This is a genomic window from Brevundimonas sp., assembly GCF_035998205.1.
Classification (GTDB): Bacteria; Pseudomonadota; Alphaproteobacteria; order Caulobacterales; family Caulobacteraceae; genus Brevundimonas.
The window spans coordinates 508,908-524,158 of the sequence record NZ_DASYHT010000005.1 but is presented as its reverse complement, the minus strand read 5'-3'; the positions used below and the strand labels follow the sequence as shown (position 1 = coordinate 524,158).

Below are 15,251 nucleotides of genomic sequence, written 5' to 3'. Positions count from 1 at the left end.
GCCTTGGACCACTTCCAGTATCGCGACGGCGCCCTCCACGCCGAGGACGTCCCGCTGGAGACGCTGGCGGCCACGGTCGGCACGCCGGCCTATGTCTATTCCACCGCCACCCTGACGCGGCACTACCGGGTGCTGCGCGACGCGCTGGAGGCCCACGCCTGCCTGAAGGGGGCGCTGGTCGCCTTCGCGGTCAAGGCCAACTCCAACCTCGCCGTCCTCGCCACCCTGGCCCGTGAGGGCTCGGGCGCGGACACGGTGTCCGAGGGCGAGATCCGCCGGGCGCTGGCGGCGGGGGTGCCGGCGGACCGCATCATCTTCTCCGGCGTGGGCAAGACCGACGGCGAGCTGGCCTTCGCCATCGCCGCGGGCGTGCGCCAGATCAATGTCGAGAGCGCCGCCGAGCTGGACCGGCTGATCGCCGTCGCCGCCGCGGCGGGCGCCGCCCCGGCCGTGGCGCTGCGGGTCAATCCCAAGGTCGGCGCCGGCGGCCACGCCAAGATCACCACCGGCGGCGAGGGCGACAAGTTCGGCGTGCCGGCGGACGAGGCCCTGGCCCTCTACGCCCGCGCCGCCGCCAGCCCGCATGTCGTCCCGGTCGGCCTCGCCTGCCACATCGGCAGCCAGATCACCGACCTGGCCCCGCTGGAGGCCGCCTTCCGCCTGCTGGCCGACATGACCCGCACCCTGCGCAGCCAGGGGCTGGAGGTGACGCGGCTGGACCTCGGCGGCGGGCTGGGCGTGCCCTATTCCGGCGGGGCGCAGACCGCCTCCCCGGCCGACTACGCGGCCATGACCGCGCGGGTGCTGGACGGGCTGGAGGTGGAGGCGGCGTTCGAGCCCGGCCGCCTGCTGGCCGCCAACGCCGGGGTGCTGCTCAGCCGGGTGATCCAGATCACCGAACGCGCCGACGGCCGCCGCTTCCTGGTGCTGGACGCGGCCATGAACGACCTCGTCCGCCCGGCCATGTACGACGCCTTCCACGAGGTGAAGCCGGTGGTCGCCCGCGACGGCGACCCGCGCCCCTACGACATCGTCGGGCCGGTGTGCGAGACCGGCGACACCTTCGCCCGCGGCCGGCCGCTGCCGCCGCTGGCCGCCGGGGATCTGGTGGTGTTCACCGGCGCCGGCGCCTACGGGGCGGTGATGTCCAGCGAGTACAACACCCGCCCGCTGGTGCCCGAGGTGCTGGTCGACGGCCCCCGCCACGCCGTGGTCCGCCCGCGCCCCACCTGGGCCGAGATGCTGGCCCGCGACCACGTCCCGGAGTGGCTGCGGTAAGGCCACAGCTGTGGCGCAATCGGTATGCTTTCGCGGCGCCGGCAACCCGCACTCGGCGGACCTCGTTCCTTGACCACACCTGAGGAGGTCAAGATGACGATGCAGGACTACCGCCCCACCGATCCGACGGCCGCGACGCCGGCCCAGGCCCAGGCCGAGACCTATACGCCGGTCTATGCCCGGCGGCCCCGCCAGCGCGGCGTGCGCGCCTGGATGGTGATGCTCCCCGTGGCCGCCCTGAGCCTGACGGGCATCGGCGTGGTGGCCATGACCGCCGAGCCGGTCGAGCCGATCGGCGGCGCCGAATACGCCACCGAGCCCGCCTCGGCGCCCCTGATCGCCGAACCGGCCCCGGAGGTCGCCGCCGCTCCGCTGGAGGCAGCGGGGCTGGAGACCTCCGTGACGCCGCCTGCGCCCCCGGCCCCGGTCAGCCCGCCCGCGGCGGCCGAGCCGCCCGCCGTGGCGCCGCGCCCTGCGCCCCGCCCGGCTCCGGCCCGGGCTGCGGCGCCGATCGCGGCTGAACCGGCCGCACCGGCCCCGGCGGAACCGGTCGGACCGCGGCCCTATCCGGAGAGCGCCACACCCGCGGCTACGCCGTAGCCCGCGCCGCAGGTCGTGATCGCCCCGCCGTCCGCCTGAGGCGGCGCGGTCGCCGCCCCGCCCTGACCCGCCACACGGCGTCGCCGACGTCATCGGCGACCAGCAGGCCGCCCCGGGCGTCGACGATGACGCCGACGGGGCGGCCAAGCGCCTCGCCCCGGTCGCTGAGGAAGCCGGTCAGGACATCGCGCGGCGGACCGGCCGGGCGGCCGTCGGCGAAGGGCACGAAGATCACCTTGTAGCCGCTGCGGGGCGTGCGGTTCCACGAGCCGTGCTGGCCGACGAACACCCCGTCAGCGAAGTCGGGCCCCAGCCGCGCCCCGTCGGCGAAGGTCAGGCCGAGCGAGGCGGTGTGGGCTCCCAGGGCATAGTCCGGCGTGCGCGCCCGGGCCACGGCGGCCGGGTTCTCCGGCTGCACCCGCGTGTCCACGGTCCGGCCCCAGTAGCTCCACGGCCAGCCGAAGAACTCGCCGCGCCGCACCGAGGTCATGTAGTCCGGCGGCAGGTCGTTGCCGAGTTCGTCGCGCTCGTTGACCGCGGTCCACAGCTCGCCGGTGACCGGGTTCCAGTCCAGGCCGACCGGGTTGCGCAGGCCCGAGGCATAGACCCCGACCGTCCCCGTCGCCGGATCGATCTCGAGGATGGCGGCGCGGTTGACCTCCTCCTCCAGCCCGAACTCGGCGATGTTGGAGTTGGAGCCGACCCCGACATAGAGGCGCGTCCCGTCCGGGCCGGCCACCAGACTTTTGGTCCAGTGGTGATTGCGGCCGGCGGGCAGGTCGGCGACCTTTTGCGGCGGCGCGACGAGGCGCGTCTGGCCCGGGGTGTAGGGCGCGACCACCAGGGCGTCGGCGTTGGCGATGTAGAGCCGGTCCCCGACCAGGGCCATGCCGAACGGCGAGGTCAGGTTGTCGGCGAACAGGTGGCGCTCTTCGGCCACACCGTCCCCGTCGGCGTCGCGCAGCAGGGTGATGCGGTCGGGACTGGGCGTCCCCGCCCCGGCCCGGGCCATGATCCAGCGCGCCACCCGCTCGCGCAGGCCGCCTCCGCCCTCGCCGGCGCGCGCCGGCGCGTTGCTCTCGGCCACCAGCACGTCGCCATTGGGCAGGACATAGAGCCAGCGCGGATGCTCCAGCCCGCGCGCGAAAGGCTGGACCTCAAGCCCCGCCGCCGCCGTCGGCAGCTGCCCGTCCGGCCAGCCCCGGGCCGGCGCGATCTTCACCAGCGGCAGCCAGCGCGATGTGGGCTCCGGCAGGGCCGGGGCCGGCCCGAAGCGCTCCGCCTCCGGCGCCAGCGGCCCGCTGGAGCAGGCGGCGAGCGCGACGGCGCCCAGCGACAGGACGGCCGCCGCGGCGACGAGGGACAGACGGGTCATGACGCCTCCGGGGGCGGGCTCAGAAGGCCGGGAACTCCAGCCGCGAGACATCATAGCCCAGCGCCGCGCCGCGCTGCACCAGCGCCTGCCGCTGGGCCTCGGTGGGCAGCTCGCGGGTGTAGATGAACAGCTTGTCGAAGGTCGGGTCCGAGGCGATGAACCAGCTGTAGTCGTCGGCCCGGTCGAGGATCCAGTAGTCCCAGGTGACGAAGCCGCCGAAGTAGCGCACCCGCAGCCGGGCGTTGGTCCCCGGGTCGAGGATGCGGCCGCTGCCGGTCACCGCCACCTCGCGCCCCTGCGGCGTGCCGCGCTGGCAGGTGTCGCGCACCGCCACCCGGTCGGGCGCGGTGAAGACATAGTTGGACGCCCCGGCGACGCAGCCGTCGGTGATGCTCATGGGCAGGCGGCCGATCTCCAGCCAGCGGCCCGACCAGAGCCGCTCGGCGTCGACCGGCTTCGTCGGGACCGGGGCCCGCCAGGCGGACTCCGGCGGGGCGGTGACGCAGGCCGCGAGGCCGGCGGCGAGAAGGACGGCGACCGCGGCGGCGCGGACGGCGGCGGCGTTGAGGCGACGAGGGCTCACGGGCGATCTCCGCAGGGACTGACCTTCCCTATACGCCGCCCCGGGGCTCGCGGATGCCGTCACGGCGCCGCGGCCGCTTGAGCCGGGGCCTCGCACCCCCTATCTGCGACCGGACGACGCAGGAGGGGCGGCCCATGACAGCAGTGATCGAGGTCGAGGGCCTGACCAAGACCTGGCCTTCGGGCCAGCAGGCCCTGAAGGGCGTCGACCTGACCATCGGCAAGGGCGAGATCTTCGCCCTGCTGGGGCCGAACGGGGCCGGCAAGACCACCCTGATCTCGATCATCTGCGGTCTCGTAACCGCCACCTCGGGCCGGGTGCGGGCTGACGGGCACGACATCGTCAGGGACTGGCGCAAGGCGCGGATGGCCATCGGCCTGGTGCCGCAGGAGCTGACCACCGACGCCTTCGAGACCGTCTGGTCCACCGTCCGCTTCAGCCGCGGCCTGTTCGGCAAGGCGCCGGACCCGGCGCATATCGAGCGGGTGCTGCGCGACCTCAGCCTGTGGGACAAGAAGGATGCGAAGATCATGACCCTGTCCGGGGGCATGAAGCGCCGGGTGATGATCGCCAAGGCCCTGTCGCACGAGCCGGACATCCTGTTTCTCGACGAGCCGACCGCCGGGGTCGACGTCGAGCTGCGCCGCGACATGTGGGCCCTCGTGCGCCGCCTGCGCGACCAGGGCGTGACCATCATCCTGACCACCCACTACCTCGAGGAGGCCGAGGAGATGGCCGACCGCATCGGGGTGATCCTCAAGGGCGAGCTGATCCTCGTCGACACCAAGACCGCCCTGATGACCCGCCTCGGCCACAAGACCCTGACCCTGCAGCTGCAGACGCCGCTGACGGCCCTGCCGCCAGAACTCGACGAGTGGACGCTGACGCTGAAGGCGGACGGCCATGAGCTGGAGTATGCCTTCGACGCCAACGCCGAGCGCACCGGGGTGCCGTCGCTGCTGCGGCGGCTGACCGACCTCGGCATCGGCTTCAAGGACCTGTCGACGCGCCAGAGCTCGCTGGAGGACATCTTCGTGGGCCTGGTCCACAACGGGCGGGAGGCGGCGTGATGGGCTTCAATGGTCATGGCGTCTGGGCCATCTACCGCTTCGAGATGGCGCGCGCCCTGCGCACCGTCTGGCAGTCGATCATCACCCCGGTGATCACCACCTCGCTCTATTTCGTGGTGTTCGGCGCCGCCATCGGCAGCCGCATGGGCGGGGTGTCCGAGGTGCCCTACGGCGCCTTCATCGTGCCCGGGCTGATCATGCTCAGCCTGTTCACCAACTCGATCTTCAACGCCTCGTTCGGCATCTACTTCCCCAAGTTCACCGGCACCATCTACGAGATCCTGTCGGCCCCGGTATCGCCGCTGGAGACGGTGCTGGGCTATGTCGGCGCCGCCGCCACCAAGTCGGTCATCCTCGGGCTGGTGATCCTCGCCACCGCCGCCCTGTTCGTGCCGCTGCAGATCCTCCACCCGCTGTGGATGCTGGCCTTCCTCGTGCTGATCTCCACCGCCTTCAGCCTGTTCGGCTTCATCATCGGCATCTGGGCCCAGAACTTCGAGCAGCTGAACTTCATCCCCATGCTGATCGTGACGCCCCTGACCTTCCTCGGCGGGGCCTTCTATTCGATCGACATGCTGCCGGGGATCTGGCGCACGGTGAGCCTGTTCAACCCGGTGGTCTATCTGATCTCCGGCTTCCGCTGGGCCTTCTTCGGCGTCGGCGACGTGCATCCGGGGATCAGCCTCGGGGCCACCCTGGCCTTCCTGCTGGTCTGCCTCGCGGTGGTCGCCTGGATCTTCCGCACGGGCTATCGTCTCAAGACCTGACCTCCCGAAAGGAGACGCGCGATGGTGACGGCGACGTGGAACGGGGCGGTGATCGCCCGCTCGGACGACACGGTGGTGGTCGAGGGCAACCACTACTTCCCGCGCAGCGCCGTCGACCCGACCTGGCTGCGCGACAGCCCGCACACCTCCCTGTGCCCGTGGAAGGGCACGGCCCACTATTTCAGCCTGCTGGTCGACGGGGCCGAGAACCCCAACGCCGCCTGGTACTATCCCGAGCCGAAATCGGCGGCCGAGGAGATCCGCGACCGCGTCGCCTTCTGGCGCGGCGTCCAGGTCGGCTGAGCCGCGCCTATTCGGTGTGGCGGTAGGGCAGGTAGCCGCGCTCGACCACCCGGCGCAGGCCCTCATAAGCCTCGGTCAGCTCGTCGAAGGCCAGCCGCAGCTCCTGCAGGCGACGCGCCTCGTCCGGACGGATGGTGTGGCCGGTCTGGGTCATGCGCAGCGCCTCCGCCAGCCAGCGCGCCCGCGCCGTGGCCGAGGCCACCGCCAGCTTCTGGAAGGCCGAGGGATCGGCATGCCTGGTCCCGAGGCCGAGGACCTGGGGGATCACCTCGCGGTTGGAGATGAAGGCGGTGTAGTCGATCTGCTCCAGCTGGCCGCGCAGGCGGCGCTGCTCATGCGGATCGAGGTCGGTCGGCTCGAAATGATCCCGAGGCCGTCGATAGCTGGACGTCACGCTGGTCGACATCACGCAGTCCTCCGGCGGGACCGGGAGGAGGCCCCGTGACCGGAGGGTGCGCCGCGCCGGTTAACGGGCCCTTTCCGCCGGCTGCGACAGGCGCGCCCGCACCGCGTCGAACACCCCGGTGACCGCGGCGGGCGGGGCCCGGTCCAGCAGGCTGACGAGAACGATGGCCAGGCCGGACAGCAGGAAGCCGGGCACGATCTCGTAGACCACGCCGCTCAGCGGGCCGCCGTCCGGGCCGAGCGGGGCGTAGATCCACACCAGCACGGTGACGGCGCCCACCAGCATCCCGGCCAGCGCCCCGTTGCGGGTCATGCGCCGCCACGTCAGGGCGAGGATGATCAGCGGGCCGAAGGCGGCCCCGAAGCCCGCCCAGGCGTTGGCGACGAGACCCAGCACATTGCTCTCGGGGTTCCAGGCCAGGCCGATGGCGGCCAGGGCCACCGCCAGCACCGCCAGGCGCCCCACCAGCACCCGCTCGGCCTGGCCGGCGTCGCGGCGCAGGAACAGGCCGTAGGCGTCCTCCACCAGCGAGCTCGACGAGACCAGCAGCTGCGACGAGATGGTGCTCATGATCGCGGCGAGGATGGCGGCGAACAGGAAGCCGGTGACCAGCGGGTCGAACAGCACGTCCGACAGCAGGATGAAGATGGTCTCCGGGTCGGTGACCTCCAGGCCGTTGGCGGCGGCGTACGCCACCCCGGTCAGGCCGACGGCCATGGCCCCGGTCACGGTGACCGCCATCCAGCCCATGCCGATGGCGGTGGCGGCGGGCACGTCCTCGACCGAGCGGATGGCCATGAAGCGCACGATGATATGCGGCTGGCCGAAATAGCCCAGCCCCCAGGCCAGCAGCGAGACGAGGCCGAGGAAGGAGGCGTCGCGCAGCGGGTTGAGCATCTCCGGGTCCTTGGCCAGCAGCGCCGTCTCGACCGCCCCGACGCCGCCGGAGCCGCTGATCGCCACCACCGGGATGACGATGAGGGCGAGGAACATGATCGTGCCCTGGACGAAGTCGGTCAGGCTGACAGCGAGGAAGCCGCCGAACAGCACATAGGCCAGTACGGCCCCGGCCGTGACCCACAGGCCCCAGGCGTAGTCGACCCCGAAGGCGCTGTCGAACAGCTTGCCCCCGGCCACCAGACCGGCCGAGGTGTAGAGGGTGAAGAAGACGACGATGACCAGGGCCGACAGCACCCGCAGCAGGCGCGAGCGGTCGCCGAAGCGCTTCTCCAGGAAGTCCGGAATGGTGATGGCGTCGTCGGCCAGCTCGGTATGGACCCGCAGGCGCGGGGCGACGACGAGGTAGTTGGCCAGGGCCCCGAAAAACAGCCCGATGGCGATCCAGCCGGCCGACAGGCCCGAGGCGAAGGCGGCGCCCGGCAGACCCAGCATGATCCAGCCGCTCATGTCCGAGGCGCCCGCCGACAGGGCCGTCACCGCCGGGCCGATCCTGCGCCCGCCCAGCATGTAACCGGAGACGTCGCCGGTGGAGGCGCGCCAGGCATAGACGCCGATGCCGAGCATCAGGGCGAAGTAGATCGACAGGGAGATGAGAACGCCGGTGTCCATGCGACCCGGGGTAGCAGTCCCCGGCCGGGGCGGCCACCCCCGGCTTGGCGCCCGGCGCCGGGATGGGCCATAGGGGGCGCCGAAAAGGGAGACAGCGATGGGCGCGTTCAGAACGCCGACGCGGGAGGCCTGGGAAGCTGCAGCGCGCAAGGCGCTGAAGGACCGGCCGCTGGAGGACCTGACCCGGCGCGACCGCGACGGGCTGGCCATCGCGCCGCTCTACACGGCCGACGACGGGATCGCGCCGGTCAGCGCGCCGCGCGCCGCCGACGCCGACGGCCGCGCCTGGGACCTGCGCATGGCGGTCGAGGCCGACAGCCCGGCCGAGGCCAATGCGGAGGCCCTGACCGACCTGCAGAACGGGGCCGCCTCGCTGCTCCTGTCCGGAGCGGTGCTGGCCGACCCCGACCCGCTGGGCGCCGCCCTGAAAGATGTTGCGCTGGAGCTGGCGCCGGTCGGGCTGGACGCCGGCATTGACGGGCCCGACGCCGCCAACGCCCTGGCCGTCGCCGCCAAGGGCGCGCCGCGCGCCCGGCTGATGTTCCACATGGACCCGCTGTCGGCCTTCGCCGCCGCCGGCGGAGCGCCGCGGCCGATCGCCGAACACCTGACGCTGGCGGCCAACACCGCCGCGCGCCACGCCGGAGCCTATCCGGAGGCGGACTTCTTCCTCGCCTCGGGCCGGGTCGTGCACGAGGCCGGCGGCACGAACGCCCAGGCGCTGGGCTTCGCTGCCGCCAGCGCCCTGGCCCTGCTCAAGGCCGGGATCGAGGCCGGCCTGCCGCTGGATCGCGCCGCGCGCGGCCTGTGGCTGGGGCTGACGGTCGACGCCGAATACTTCGACGCCCTGGCGACCGTCCGCGCCCTGCGGCTGATCTGGGCGGGGCTGACCGCGCCGCTCGGGCTCGACCTGCCGACGCGCATCGAGGTGCGTTCGTCGCGGCGCATGCTGGCCGCGCGCGACCCCTGGCCCAATCTGCTCAGACTGACCGCCGCGGGTTTCGCCGGGGCCGTGGGCGGGGCCGAGGCGATCGTGCTGGACGGCTTCACCCGCGCCGCCGGCCGCCCCGACGCCTTCGCCCGGCGCCAGGCGCGCAACACCCAGCTGGTGCTGATGGAGGAGGCCCACCTCGGCCGGGTCGACGATCCCGCCGCCGGCTCCTGGTTCCTCGACGCCCGCACCCGCGACCTCGCCGCCGCCGGCTGGGCCGAGTTCCAGCGCCTCGAGGCCGAGGGCGGGCTGGCCGCCAGCCTGCTGGCCGGGGCGTTCCAGGCGCGTGTGGCCGAGGCCCGCGCGGCGCTGGAGGCAGCCCATGCCGGGGGCGGCAAGGCCCTCGTCGGCGTCACCCGCTTCGTCGACCCCGAGCCGCGCCCGGCCCCGGCGGCGCCCCTGCCGCCGCCCCCCGCCGCGCTGGGCCAGATCGCGCCGCTCAGCCCCCTGCCCCTCGCCGCCGCCCTCGAGCCGGAGGCCGCCCGATGAGCGTCCGCTTCCCTGACTACGCCGCCCTCGACATTGGCCTGCCGCTCGACCTGCCCGGCGCCCTCCCGACCGGCCCCGCCCGCGCCCCCTGGCGCACGCCGGAAGGGATCGAGGTCGCCCCCGCCTACGGGCCAGACGCCCTCGCCGGACTGGACGGCATCCACGGCCTGCCGGGCCTGGCTCCCTATGGCCGCGGCCCCTATCCGACCATGTACGCCGGCGCCCCCTGGACCATCCGCCAGTACGCCGGCTTCTCCACCGCCGAGGAGTCCAACGCCTTCTACCGCCGCAACCTCGCGGCGGGGCAGAAGGGCCTGTCGATCGCCTTCGACCTGGCCACCCACCGGGGCTACGATTCCGACCACCCGCGCGTCGCCGGCGACGTCGGCATGGCCGGGGTGGCGATCGATTCCATCCTCGACATGCGCACCCTGTTCGACGGCATCCCGCTGGACCAGATGTCGGTGTCGATGACCATGAACGGGGCCGTCCTGCCGGTGCTGGCCCTCTATGTCGTCGCGGCCGAGGAGCAGGGCGTGCCCCACGCCGCCCTGACCGGGACCATCCAGAACGACATCCTCAAGGAGTTCATGGTCCGCAACACCTACATCTATCCGCCGGCGCCCAGCATGCGGATCATCGCGGACATCTTCGCCTGGACCGCGCAGGAGACGCCGCGCTTCAACTCCATCTCGATCAGCGGCTACCACATGCAGGAGGCCGGGGCCTCGGCTGATCTGGAGCTGGCCTACACCCTCGCCGACGGCATCGAGTACATCCGCGCCGGGGTCGCCTCGGGGCTCGATGTCGACGCGTTCGCGCCGCGCCTGTCGTTCTTCTGGGCCATCGGCATGAACTACTTCATGGAGGTGGCCAAGCTGCGCGCCAGCCGCCTGCTGTGGGCCGAGGCGGTGCAGCGCGAGTTCGCCCCGAAGGACCCGCGCTCCCTGTCGCTGCGGGCGCACTGCCAGACCTCCGGTTGGTCGCTGGCGGCCCAGGACGTGTTCAACAACGTCAGCCGCACCATGGTCGAGGCCATGGCCGCCGCCGGGGGTCAGACCCAGAGCCTGCACACCAACAGCCTCGACGAGGCCCTGGCCCTGCCGACCGACTTCTCGGCCCGCATCGCCCGCAACACCCAGCTGCTGCTGCAGCTGGAGACCGGCCTGACCGGGGTGATCGACCCCTGGGGCGGCAGCTTCTACGTCGAGCGCCTGACCCACGAGCTGGCCGATCGCGCCCGCGCCCACATGGCCGAGGTCGAGGCCCTGGGCGGCATGGCCAAGGCGATCGAGGCCGGGGTGCCCAAGCTGCGCATCGAGGAGGCGGCGGCCCGCACCCAGGCCCGCATCGACACGGGCCAGCAGACGGTCGTGGGCGTGAACCGCTACCTGTCCGACGCCGTCGACGACATCCCGGTGCTCAAGGTCGACAACGCCGCGGTGCTGGCGGCCCAGATCGACAAGCTGAAACGTCTGCGCGCCGGCCGCGACGAGACGGCGACCCGCGCCGCCCTCGACGCCCTGACCGCCGGGGCCCGCGGCGACGCCAACCTGATGGAGCTGGCGGTGCGCGCCGCCCGCGCCCAGGCCACCGTCGGCGAGATCTCCGACGCGCTGGAGGCCGCCTTCGGCCGCCATGTGGCCGAGGTGAAGACCGTCTCCGGCGTCTATGGCCGCGAGGCCGGCGCCGACGCCCGCGTCTCCCGGGCCCGCGAGATGGTCGCCGCCTTCGTCGAGAATGATGGCGGTCCGCCGCGCATCCTCATCGCCAAGCTGGGCCAGGACGGCCACGACCGCGGCCAGAAGGTGGTGGCCACCGCCTATGGCGACCTCGGGCTGGAGGCCATCGCCGGCCCCCTGTTCCAGACCCCGGCCGAAGCCGCCCGCGACGCCGTGGCGCGCGGCGTGCATGTGGTCGGAGCCTCGTCGCTGGCCGCCGGGCACCTGACCCTGGCCCCGCAGCTCATCGCCGAGCTGAAGAAGCTGGGCCGCGAGGACATCATGGTGGTGGTCGGCGGCGTCATCCCGCCGGCCGACGTCCAGCCCCTGCTCGACGCCGGGGTGGCGGCGGTCTATCCGCCCGGCTCGGTCGTGGCCGAGACCGCCATCGACCTGATCGAAAAGCTGAACCTGCGCCGCGGCTACGCCCAGAAGGGGTGAGCGTCAATCAGGGCCGCAGCTCCGGCGGCAGGGCCGCGATCTGTTCCGCCGTCAGCACGGCCTCGACGCGCGCCTGGCAGGGCGCCGCCATGGTCGGCCGCGGCTGCTCGATGAAGATCTCGACGTCCTGGCCACGGCACAGACGCGTGGACGACGCCGGCAGCGGCCGCAGCGACAGCGTCACCGCCCGCTCCAGATCCGGACAGAGCCCGGGGGCCCGCACGCGATAGACCGCCCCTTCACCGGCCCGGACGATCAGTGCGCCATCGCCTGCCGCGCGGAACGCCCGGACCTGACCGGGATAGACACAGTGGCGGATGGCGTTCGGCCTCAACTCCGCCCGCTCAAGCGGCGTCTGGACCGCCGGGGCGCAACTGGCGGCCAGAACACCGGTCAGACCGGCGGCGAGGGTCACGGCGAGGATTGGGCGCATGTCGTCTCTCCCTCGGCGAGGGCCTGTTCCGCAGGACAAATCCCGCGCGCCCTTCAACCTTCCCGACAATCGCGCCGTCAGGGTTCGCCGTCAACGTGCGTCCGCTTCAGGGTCGCGAGCGACTCGGCAGGGCCGCCAGTTCCTCGGCCGTCAGACGCCGCTCGATCCGGGCATAGCAGGGGCTGCGGTCGACGCCGCCGGCGCGGCCAGCGACCACCTCGACTTGGTCGGATGGACACAGACGATCGGACGCACCGCCGAAACGCGACACCAAGGCGAGGCCGATCGCTCCGTCCAGATCGAGACAAGCCCCGCTGGTCACCAGTTCATAGACGTCATCGCGGCTGGTCCGGACATAGATCTTCTGGTTCCGCTCGGTGCGGAAGTTTCGGATCTGGCTGCCGTAGAAGCAGGGGCTGGCCGAGGCGGCTTCGGCCGCCGTGTCCGTCTCGCCGGGCGTCGGCGCGTTCACCGGGGCGCAGGCGGCGATAACTGTCGCCAGGGCGAGGCCGGCAGGAGTCAGGATGCGCATCATCAGTCTCCGGATCAGGAACGGCGAAGGTCAACCTCGCCGGATGAACCCTTGCTGAACGCCGCGGTTCCCTGGACGAGGCGGTCCAGCGCCACCCGAGCCGCCAGATCGGCCGGCAGGGGCGAGGGGACCGACATCAACCTGCACGCGATGTGCTCGCCCAGCAAGGGGGCGGCGCAATAGCCGCGCGACCCCAGCCCCCCCAGCACCCACAGCCCCGGCGCGCCCGGGATTTCGCCGCACAGGGGCAGACGGTCGGGCGTGGTGGCGCGTACGGCCGCCCGCCGCTGCACCGGCCGGTCGCGCACCGCCGCCGCCAGCCCCGGCAGCCGTGCCTCGAGCGTCGCCAGGTTGCGGGCCGAGGCGGCCTCCGACGGGACCGGCGCGGTCTCGCCCCGGTCGTGGGTGGCGCCCCACAGCAGGCCCGCGCCCGTCGGCACGGCATAGCCGCCCCAGGCGGCGGCGACCGGCGGCGCCTCGCCCGCGCTCCAGTCGGCCTGACCGGCCACCGGGGCCAGACCGAGCCGCGGCAGCAGCCCGGCTGCGCCCCAGCCGGCCGTGACCACCATGGCGTCGGCCCCGACCTCGTCGCCGCCCTCCAGCGCCAGTCGCCAGCCGTCCTCCGCCGCCGTCACGCCGACCACCCGCCCGCGCCGGACCTCGATGTCCGTGAGCCAGGCGTCGCGCACCGGGGCGGGGGCCAGGGCGAGGGCCGGGCCCATCCACAGTCCGGCGACCTCCGCCGGCGCCCCCAGCCGCGCGGCGGCCGCCTCCGGCGTCAGGGGCGTCATCGCCCCGCCCCACCAGGGCTGAACCGCCACCTTGTCGAAGCGCGCCGCGTCCCGGGCCTGGCCGGCCAGCTGCAGCACCCCCTCGGCCAGCACCGCCCCCGGGACAGCGCGATACAGGTCCCCGGCCCGTTCCAGCGCCTGGGCGTACAGGGCCGCCACGGCCACGTCGCCGGCGTCGAGGCGCGGGGTGACGAGCGCGGCCGGAAAGCCCGAGGCGCCGGCCCCCGGCTGGTCCGCCTCGAGCAGCAGCGGCCTGACCCCCAGCGCCGCCAGCGCCCGGGCGACGGCCTGGCCGGCGATGCCGCCGCCGACGATGACGATGCGGCCTGGCGTCGGGGCCCGCGTCCCGGCCGGGGCGACCGCCTCCAGCCGCTCGCGCTTGCGCCCGTGGCCGGGCCGCTTGTCGACCTGGAAGCCACGCGCCTGCAGGCCGCGGCGCACCGCGCCGGCGACGGTGAAGGTGGCCGCCCGCGCCCCCGGGGCCGAGCGCGCGGCCACCGCGTCCAGCACGGCGTCGGACCACATGCCGGGGTTGGCGGAGGGGGCGAAGCCGTCGAGGAACCAGGCGTCGGCCTGACCCGACCAGCGGCCGAGAACCTCGGCGGCGTCGCCGACGGCGAGGTCCAGCGTCACCCCGAGGTCCTCCAGCGCGGCGCGATGGAAGCCCGGCGTGGCGCGCGGCCAGACCTCGAGCAGGCGCTGCGCCGGTCCGGCCAGCTCGGGCCAGGCCGAGAGCGCCCGGGCGGCGCTTTCCCGCGACAGGGGATGGGCTTCGACGGTGAAGATCGACAGTCGCCCGCCGGCCGGGCGATGGCGCATCCACAGATCCAGCAGGGCGACGATGTTCAGCCCGGTGCCGAAGCCGAGCTCGGCCACGGTGAAGTGCGGGCGCCCGGCCCAGGCCTCCGGCAGGCCGCAGCCGGCGAGGAAGACGGCGCGGGTCTCGGCCAGGCCGTCCTCGCGCGAGAAGTAGACGTCGCCGAACTGGCGCGAGACGGGGGCCCCCTCGGGCGTCCAGTCGAGATCGGCGGCATCGCTCATGGCCGCCTCATGCGCCGGATCGCGCGCACGAAAAAGGGGGCCGTCGATGACGACCCCCTTCCGCAGGCGATCCCGAAGGACCGCCCATCGCAAAAGCGATTACTGCGAGTGGGCCTCGCCGGCGGCTTCGGCAGCCGGAGCGGCTTCCGGAGCCATCGCGCCTTCGGCGGCCACGGCGGCTTCGCCAGCGGCGGCGGCGGCGTCGGTGGCGGCTTCTTCGGCGGTGGCGGCGGCGTCAGCAGCCGTGTCAGCGGCGGCTTCGGCTTCGGCGGCCGGGGCTTCTTCAGCAGCCGGCTGGCAGGCGGCGACGGCCAGGGCGGCAGCCGAGGCGGCGATCAGGGCGACGATGCGCATGGGTGTATCCTTCAGAAGGGTGAGCGGGATCATGAGGCCCCGCGCCCCCGTGATAACGGAAACGTGAGCCCCTCGGCAAGCGAGAGGCGAAAATCGGCGTCCGACTTCGCCCGGCAGGGGGAGATTGCGGGCACGAAAAAGGGGGCCGTCGATGACGACCCCCTTCCCGCAGGCGATCCCGAGGGACCGCCCATCGCAAAAGCGATTACTGAGCGGCCGGAGCAGCGGCTTCGGCAGCCGGAGCGGCTTCCGGAGCCATCGCGCCTTCGGCGGCCACGGCAGCTTCGCCGGCGGCGGCGGTGGCGTCGGTGGCGGCTTCTTCGGCGGTGGCGGCGGCGTCGGCAGCCACTTCAGCGGCGGCTTCGGCTTCGGCGGCCGGGGCTTCTTCGGCGGCCGGCTGGCAGGCGGCGACGGCCAGGGCGGCGGCCGAGGCGGCGATCAGGGCGACGATGCGCATGGGTGTATCCTTCAGAAGGGTGAGCGAGGTCATGAATCCCCGCACCGTCC

The 15,251-nt window shown here is 73.5% G+C and carries 16 protein-coding genes; 7 read left to right on the top strand and 9 right to left on the bottom strand.

Going from position 1 to position 15,251, the window contains the following annotated elements; translation table 11 throughout:
• The first annotated feature begins 3 nt into the window (after positions 1-3).
• Entirely contained in the window at positions 4-1,278 is a 1,275-nt protein-coding gene (lysA, locus tag VGN74_RS09840) for a diaminopimelate decarboxylase (RefSeq protein WP_327447609.1), read from the top strand.
• A 93-nt stretch (positions 1,279-1,371) separates the two neighbouring features.
• Positions 1,372-1,878, top strand: coding sequence for a hypothetical protein (locus VGN74_RS09835; RefSeq protein WP_327447607.1), 507 nt, complete (start codon positions 1,372-1,374; stop codon positions 1,876-1,878).
• On the opposite strand, the gene VGN74_RS09830 is transcribed toward VGN74_RS09835, so the two are convergent.
• Positions 1,868-3,253, bottom strand: a complete 1,386-nt coding sequence (locus VGN74_RS09830) for a sorbosone dehydrogenase family protein (RefSeq protein ID WP_327447605.1) — start codon at positions 3,251-3,253, stop codon at positions 1,868-1,870. The genes VGN74_RS09835 and VGN74_RS09830 overlap by 11 nt on opposite strands.
• Positions 3,254-3,272: 19 nt before the next feature.
• On the bottom strand, positions 3,273-3,836 hold the full coding sequence (locus tag VGN74_RS09825; protein WP_327447603.1) for a lipocalin family protein: 564 nt from the start codon (positions 3,834-3,836) through the stop codon (positions 3,273-3,275).
• A 134-nt stretch (positions 3,837-3,970) separates the two neighbouring features.
• Here VGN74_RS09825 and VGN74_RS09820 point away from each other — a divergent pair, with 134 nt between their 5' ends.
• Genes VGN74_RS09820 through VGN74_RS09810 form a run of 3 tightly spaced genes read left to right on the top strand, consistent with a single transcriptional unit; the run spans position 3,971 to position 5,976 of the window.
• Positions 3,971-4,906: an ABC transporter ATP-binding protein gene (locus VGN74_RS09820; RefSeq protein WP_327447601.1), complete on the top strand. Its 936-nt coding sequence runs from the start codon at positions 3,971-3,973 to the stop codon at positions 4,904-4,906.
• Entirely contained in the window at positions 4,906-5,673 is a 768-nt protein-coding gene (locus tag VGN74_RS09815) for an ABC transporter permease (RefSeq protein ID WP_327447730.1), read from the top strand. The genes VGN74_RS09820 and VGN74_RS09815 overlap by 1 nt, the downstream gene beginning before the upstream one ends.
• Before the next feature lie 21 nt (positions 5,674-5,694).
• On the top strand, positions 5,695-5,976 hold the full coding sequence (locus VGN74_RS09810; RefSeq protein ID WP_327447599.1) for a DUF427 domain-containing protein: 282 nt from the start codon (positions 5,695-5,697) through the stop codon (positions 5,974-5,976).
• Positions 5,977-5,983: 7 nt separating this feature from the next.
• Here VGN74_RS09810 and VGN74_RS09805 read toward each other — a convergent pair whose 3' ends face one another.
• On the bottom strand, positions 5,984-6,382 hold the full coding sequence (locus VGN74_RS09805) for a hypothetical protein (protein WP_327447597.1): 399 nt from the start codon (positions 6,380-6,382) through the stop codon (positions 5,984-5,986).
• A 60-nt stretch (positions 6,383-6,442) separates the two neighbouring features.
• Positions 6,443-7,951 (bottom strand): sodium/proline symporter PutP, encoded by a 1,509-nt coding sequence (gene putP / locus VGN74_RS09800; protein WP_327447595.1) that lies wholly within the window; start codon positions 7,949-7,951, stop codon positions 6,443-6,445.
• A gap of 97 nt (positions 7,952-8,048) precedes the next feature.
• On the opposite strand from putP, the gene VGN74_RS09795 reads away from it, so the two are divergent.
• Entirely contained in the window at positions 8,049-9,431 is a 1,383-nt protein-coding gene (locus VGN74_RS09795; protein ID WP_327447593.1) for a methylmalonyl-CoA mutase family protein, read from the top strand.
• Complete coding sequence (scpA, locus tag VGN74_RS09790; protein ID WP_327447591.1) at positions 9,428-11,593, top strand: methylmalonyl-CoA mutase; 2,166 nt, start codon at positions 9,428-9,430, stop codon at positions 11,591-11,593. Before VGN74_RS09795 ends, scpA begins: the two co-directional genes overlap by 4 nt.
• Positions 11,594-11,600: 7 nt before the next feature.
• Here scpA and VGN74_RS09785 read toward each other — a convergent pair whose 3' ends face one another.
• The 5 genes from VGN74_RS09785 to VGN74_RS09765 form a co-directional block, all read right to left on the bottom strand.
• Positions 11,601-12,026: a DUF6491 family protein gene (locus tag VGN74_RS09785; protein WP_327447589.1), complete on the bottom strand. Its 426-nt coding sequence runs from the start codon at positions 12,024-12,026 to the stop codon at positions 11,601-11,603.
• 106 nt (positions 12,027-12,132) lie between these two features.
• Positions 12,133-12,561, bottom strand: a complete 429-nt coding sequence (locus tag VGN74_RS09780) for a DUF6491 family protein (protein WP_327447587.1) — start codon at positions 12,559-12,561, stop codon at positions 12,133-12,135.
• A gap of 11 nt (positions 12,562-12,572) precedes the next feature.
• Positions 12,573-14,390 carry a tRNA (5-methylaminomethyl-2-thiouridine)(34)-methyltransferase MnmD gene (gene mnmD / locus VGN74_RS09775; protein WP_327447585.1) on the bottom strand — a complete coding sequence of 606 codons (1,818 nt, stop codon included), beginning with the start codon at positions 14,388-14,390 and terminating at the stop codon, positions 12,573-12,575.
• A gap of 99 nt (positions 14,391-14,489) precedes the next feature.
• A complete protein-coding gene (locus VGN74_RS09770) occupies positions 14,490-14,744 on the bottom strand; it encodes a hypothetical protein (RefSeq protein WP_327447583.1) in 255 nt (84 codons plus the stop codon).
• 205 nt (positions 14,745-14,949) lie between these two features.
• The gene (locus tag VGN74_RS09765; RefSeq protein ID WP_327447581.1) at positions 14,950-15,201 is read right to left on the bottom strand and encodes a hypothetical protein; all 252 of its coding nucleotides are present in this window, start codon (positions 15,199-15,201) and stop codon (positions 14,950-14,952) included.
• Positions 15,202-15,251: the final 50 nt, after the last annotated feature.

Excerpts from the sequence above, each read along its gene's own strand:
- putP (WP_327447595.1), bottom strand. The coding sequence starts at position 7,951 with ATGGACACCGGCGTTCTCATCTCCCTGTCGATCTACTTCGCCCTGATG.
- VGN74_RS09830 (WP_327447605.1), bottom strand. The coding sequence starts at position 3,253 with ATGACCCGTCTGTCCCTCGTCGCCGCGGCGGCCGTCCTGTCGCTGGGC.
- VGN74_RS09765 (WP_327447581.1), bottom strand. The coding sequence starts at position 15,201 with ATGCGCATCGTCGCCCTGATCGCCGCCTCGGCCGCCGCCCTGGCCGTC.
- VGN74_RS09780 (WP_327447587.1), bottom strand. The coding sequence starts at position 12,561 with ATGATGCGCATCCTGACTCCTGCCGGCCTCGCCCTGGCGACAGTTATC.
- scpA (WP_327447591.1), top strand. The coding sequence starts at position 9,428 with ATGAGCGTCCGCTTCCCTGACTACGCCGCCCTCGACATTGGCCTGCCG.
- VGN74_RS09820 (WP_327447601.1), top strand. The coding sequence starts at position 3,971 with ATGACAGCAGTGATCGAGGTCGAGGGCCTGACCAAGACCTGGCCTTCG.
- mnmD (WP_327447585.1), bottom strand. The coding sequence starts at position 14,390 with ATGAGCGATGCCGCCGATCTCGACTGGACGCCCGAGGGGGCCCCCGTC.
- VGN74_RS09815 (WP_327447730.1), top strand. The coding sequence starts at position 4,906 with ATGGGCTTCAATGGTCATGGCGTCTGGGCCATCTACCGCTTCGAGATG.
- VGN74_RS09795 (WP_327447593.1), top strand. The coding sequence starts at position 8,049 with ATGGGCGCGTTCAGAACGCCGACGCGGGAGGCCTGGGAAGCTGCAGCG.
- VGN74_RS09835 (WP_327447607.1), top strand. The coding sequence starts at position 1,372 with ATGACGATGCAGGACTACCGCCCCACCGATCCGACGGCCGCGACGCCG.
- VGN74_RS09810 (WP_327447599.1), top strand. The coding sequence starts at position 5,695 with ATGGTGACGGCGACGTGGAACGGGGCGGTGATCGCCCGCTCGGACGAC.
- VGN74_RS09770 (WP_327447583.1), bottom strand. The coding sequence starts at position 14,744 with ATGCGCATCGTCGCCCTGATCGCCGCCTCGGCTGCCGCCCTGGCCGTC.
- VGN74_RS09805 (WP_327447597.1), bottom strand. The coding sequence starts at position 6,382 with ATGTCGACCAGCGTGACGTCCAGCTATCGACGGCCTCGGGATCATTTC.
- VGN74_RS09785 (WP_327447589.1), bottom strand. The coding sequence starts at position 12,026 with ATGCGCCCAATCCTCGCCGTGACCCTCGCCGCCGGTCTGACCGGTGTT.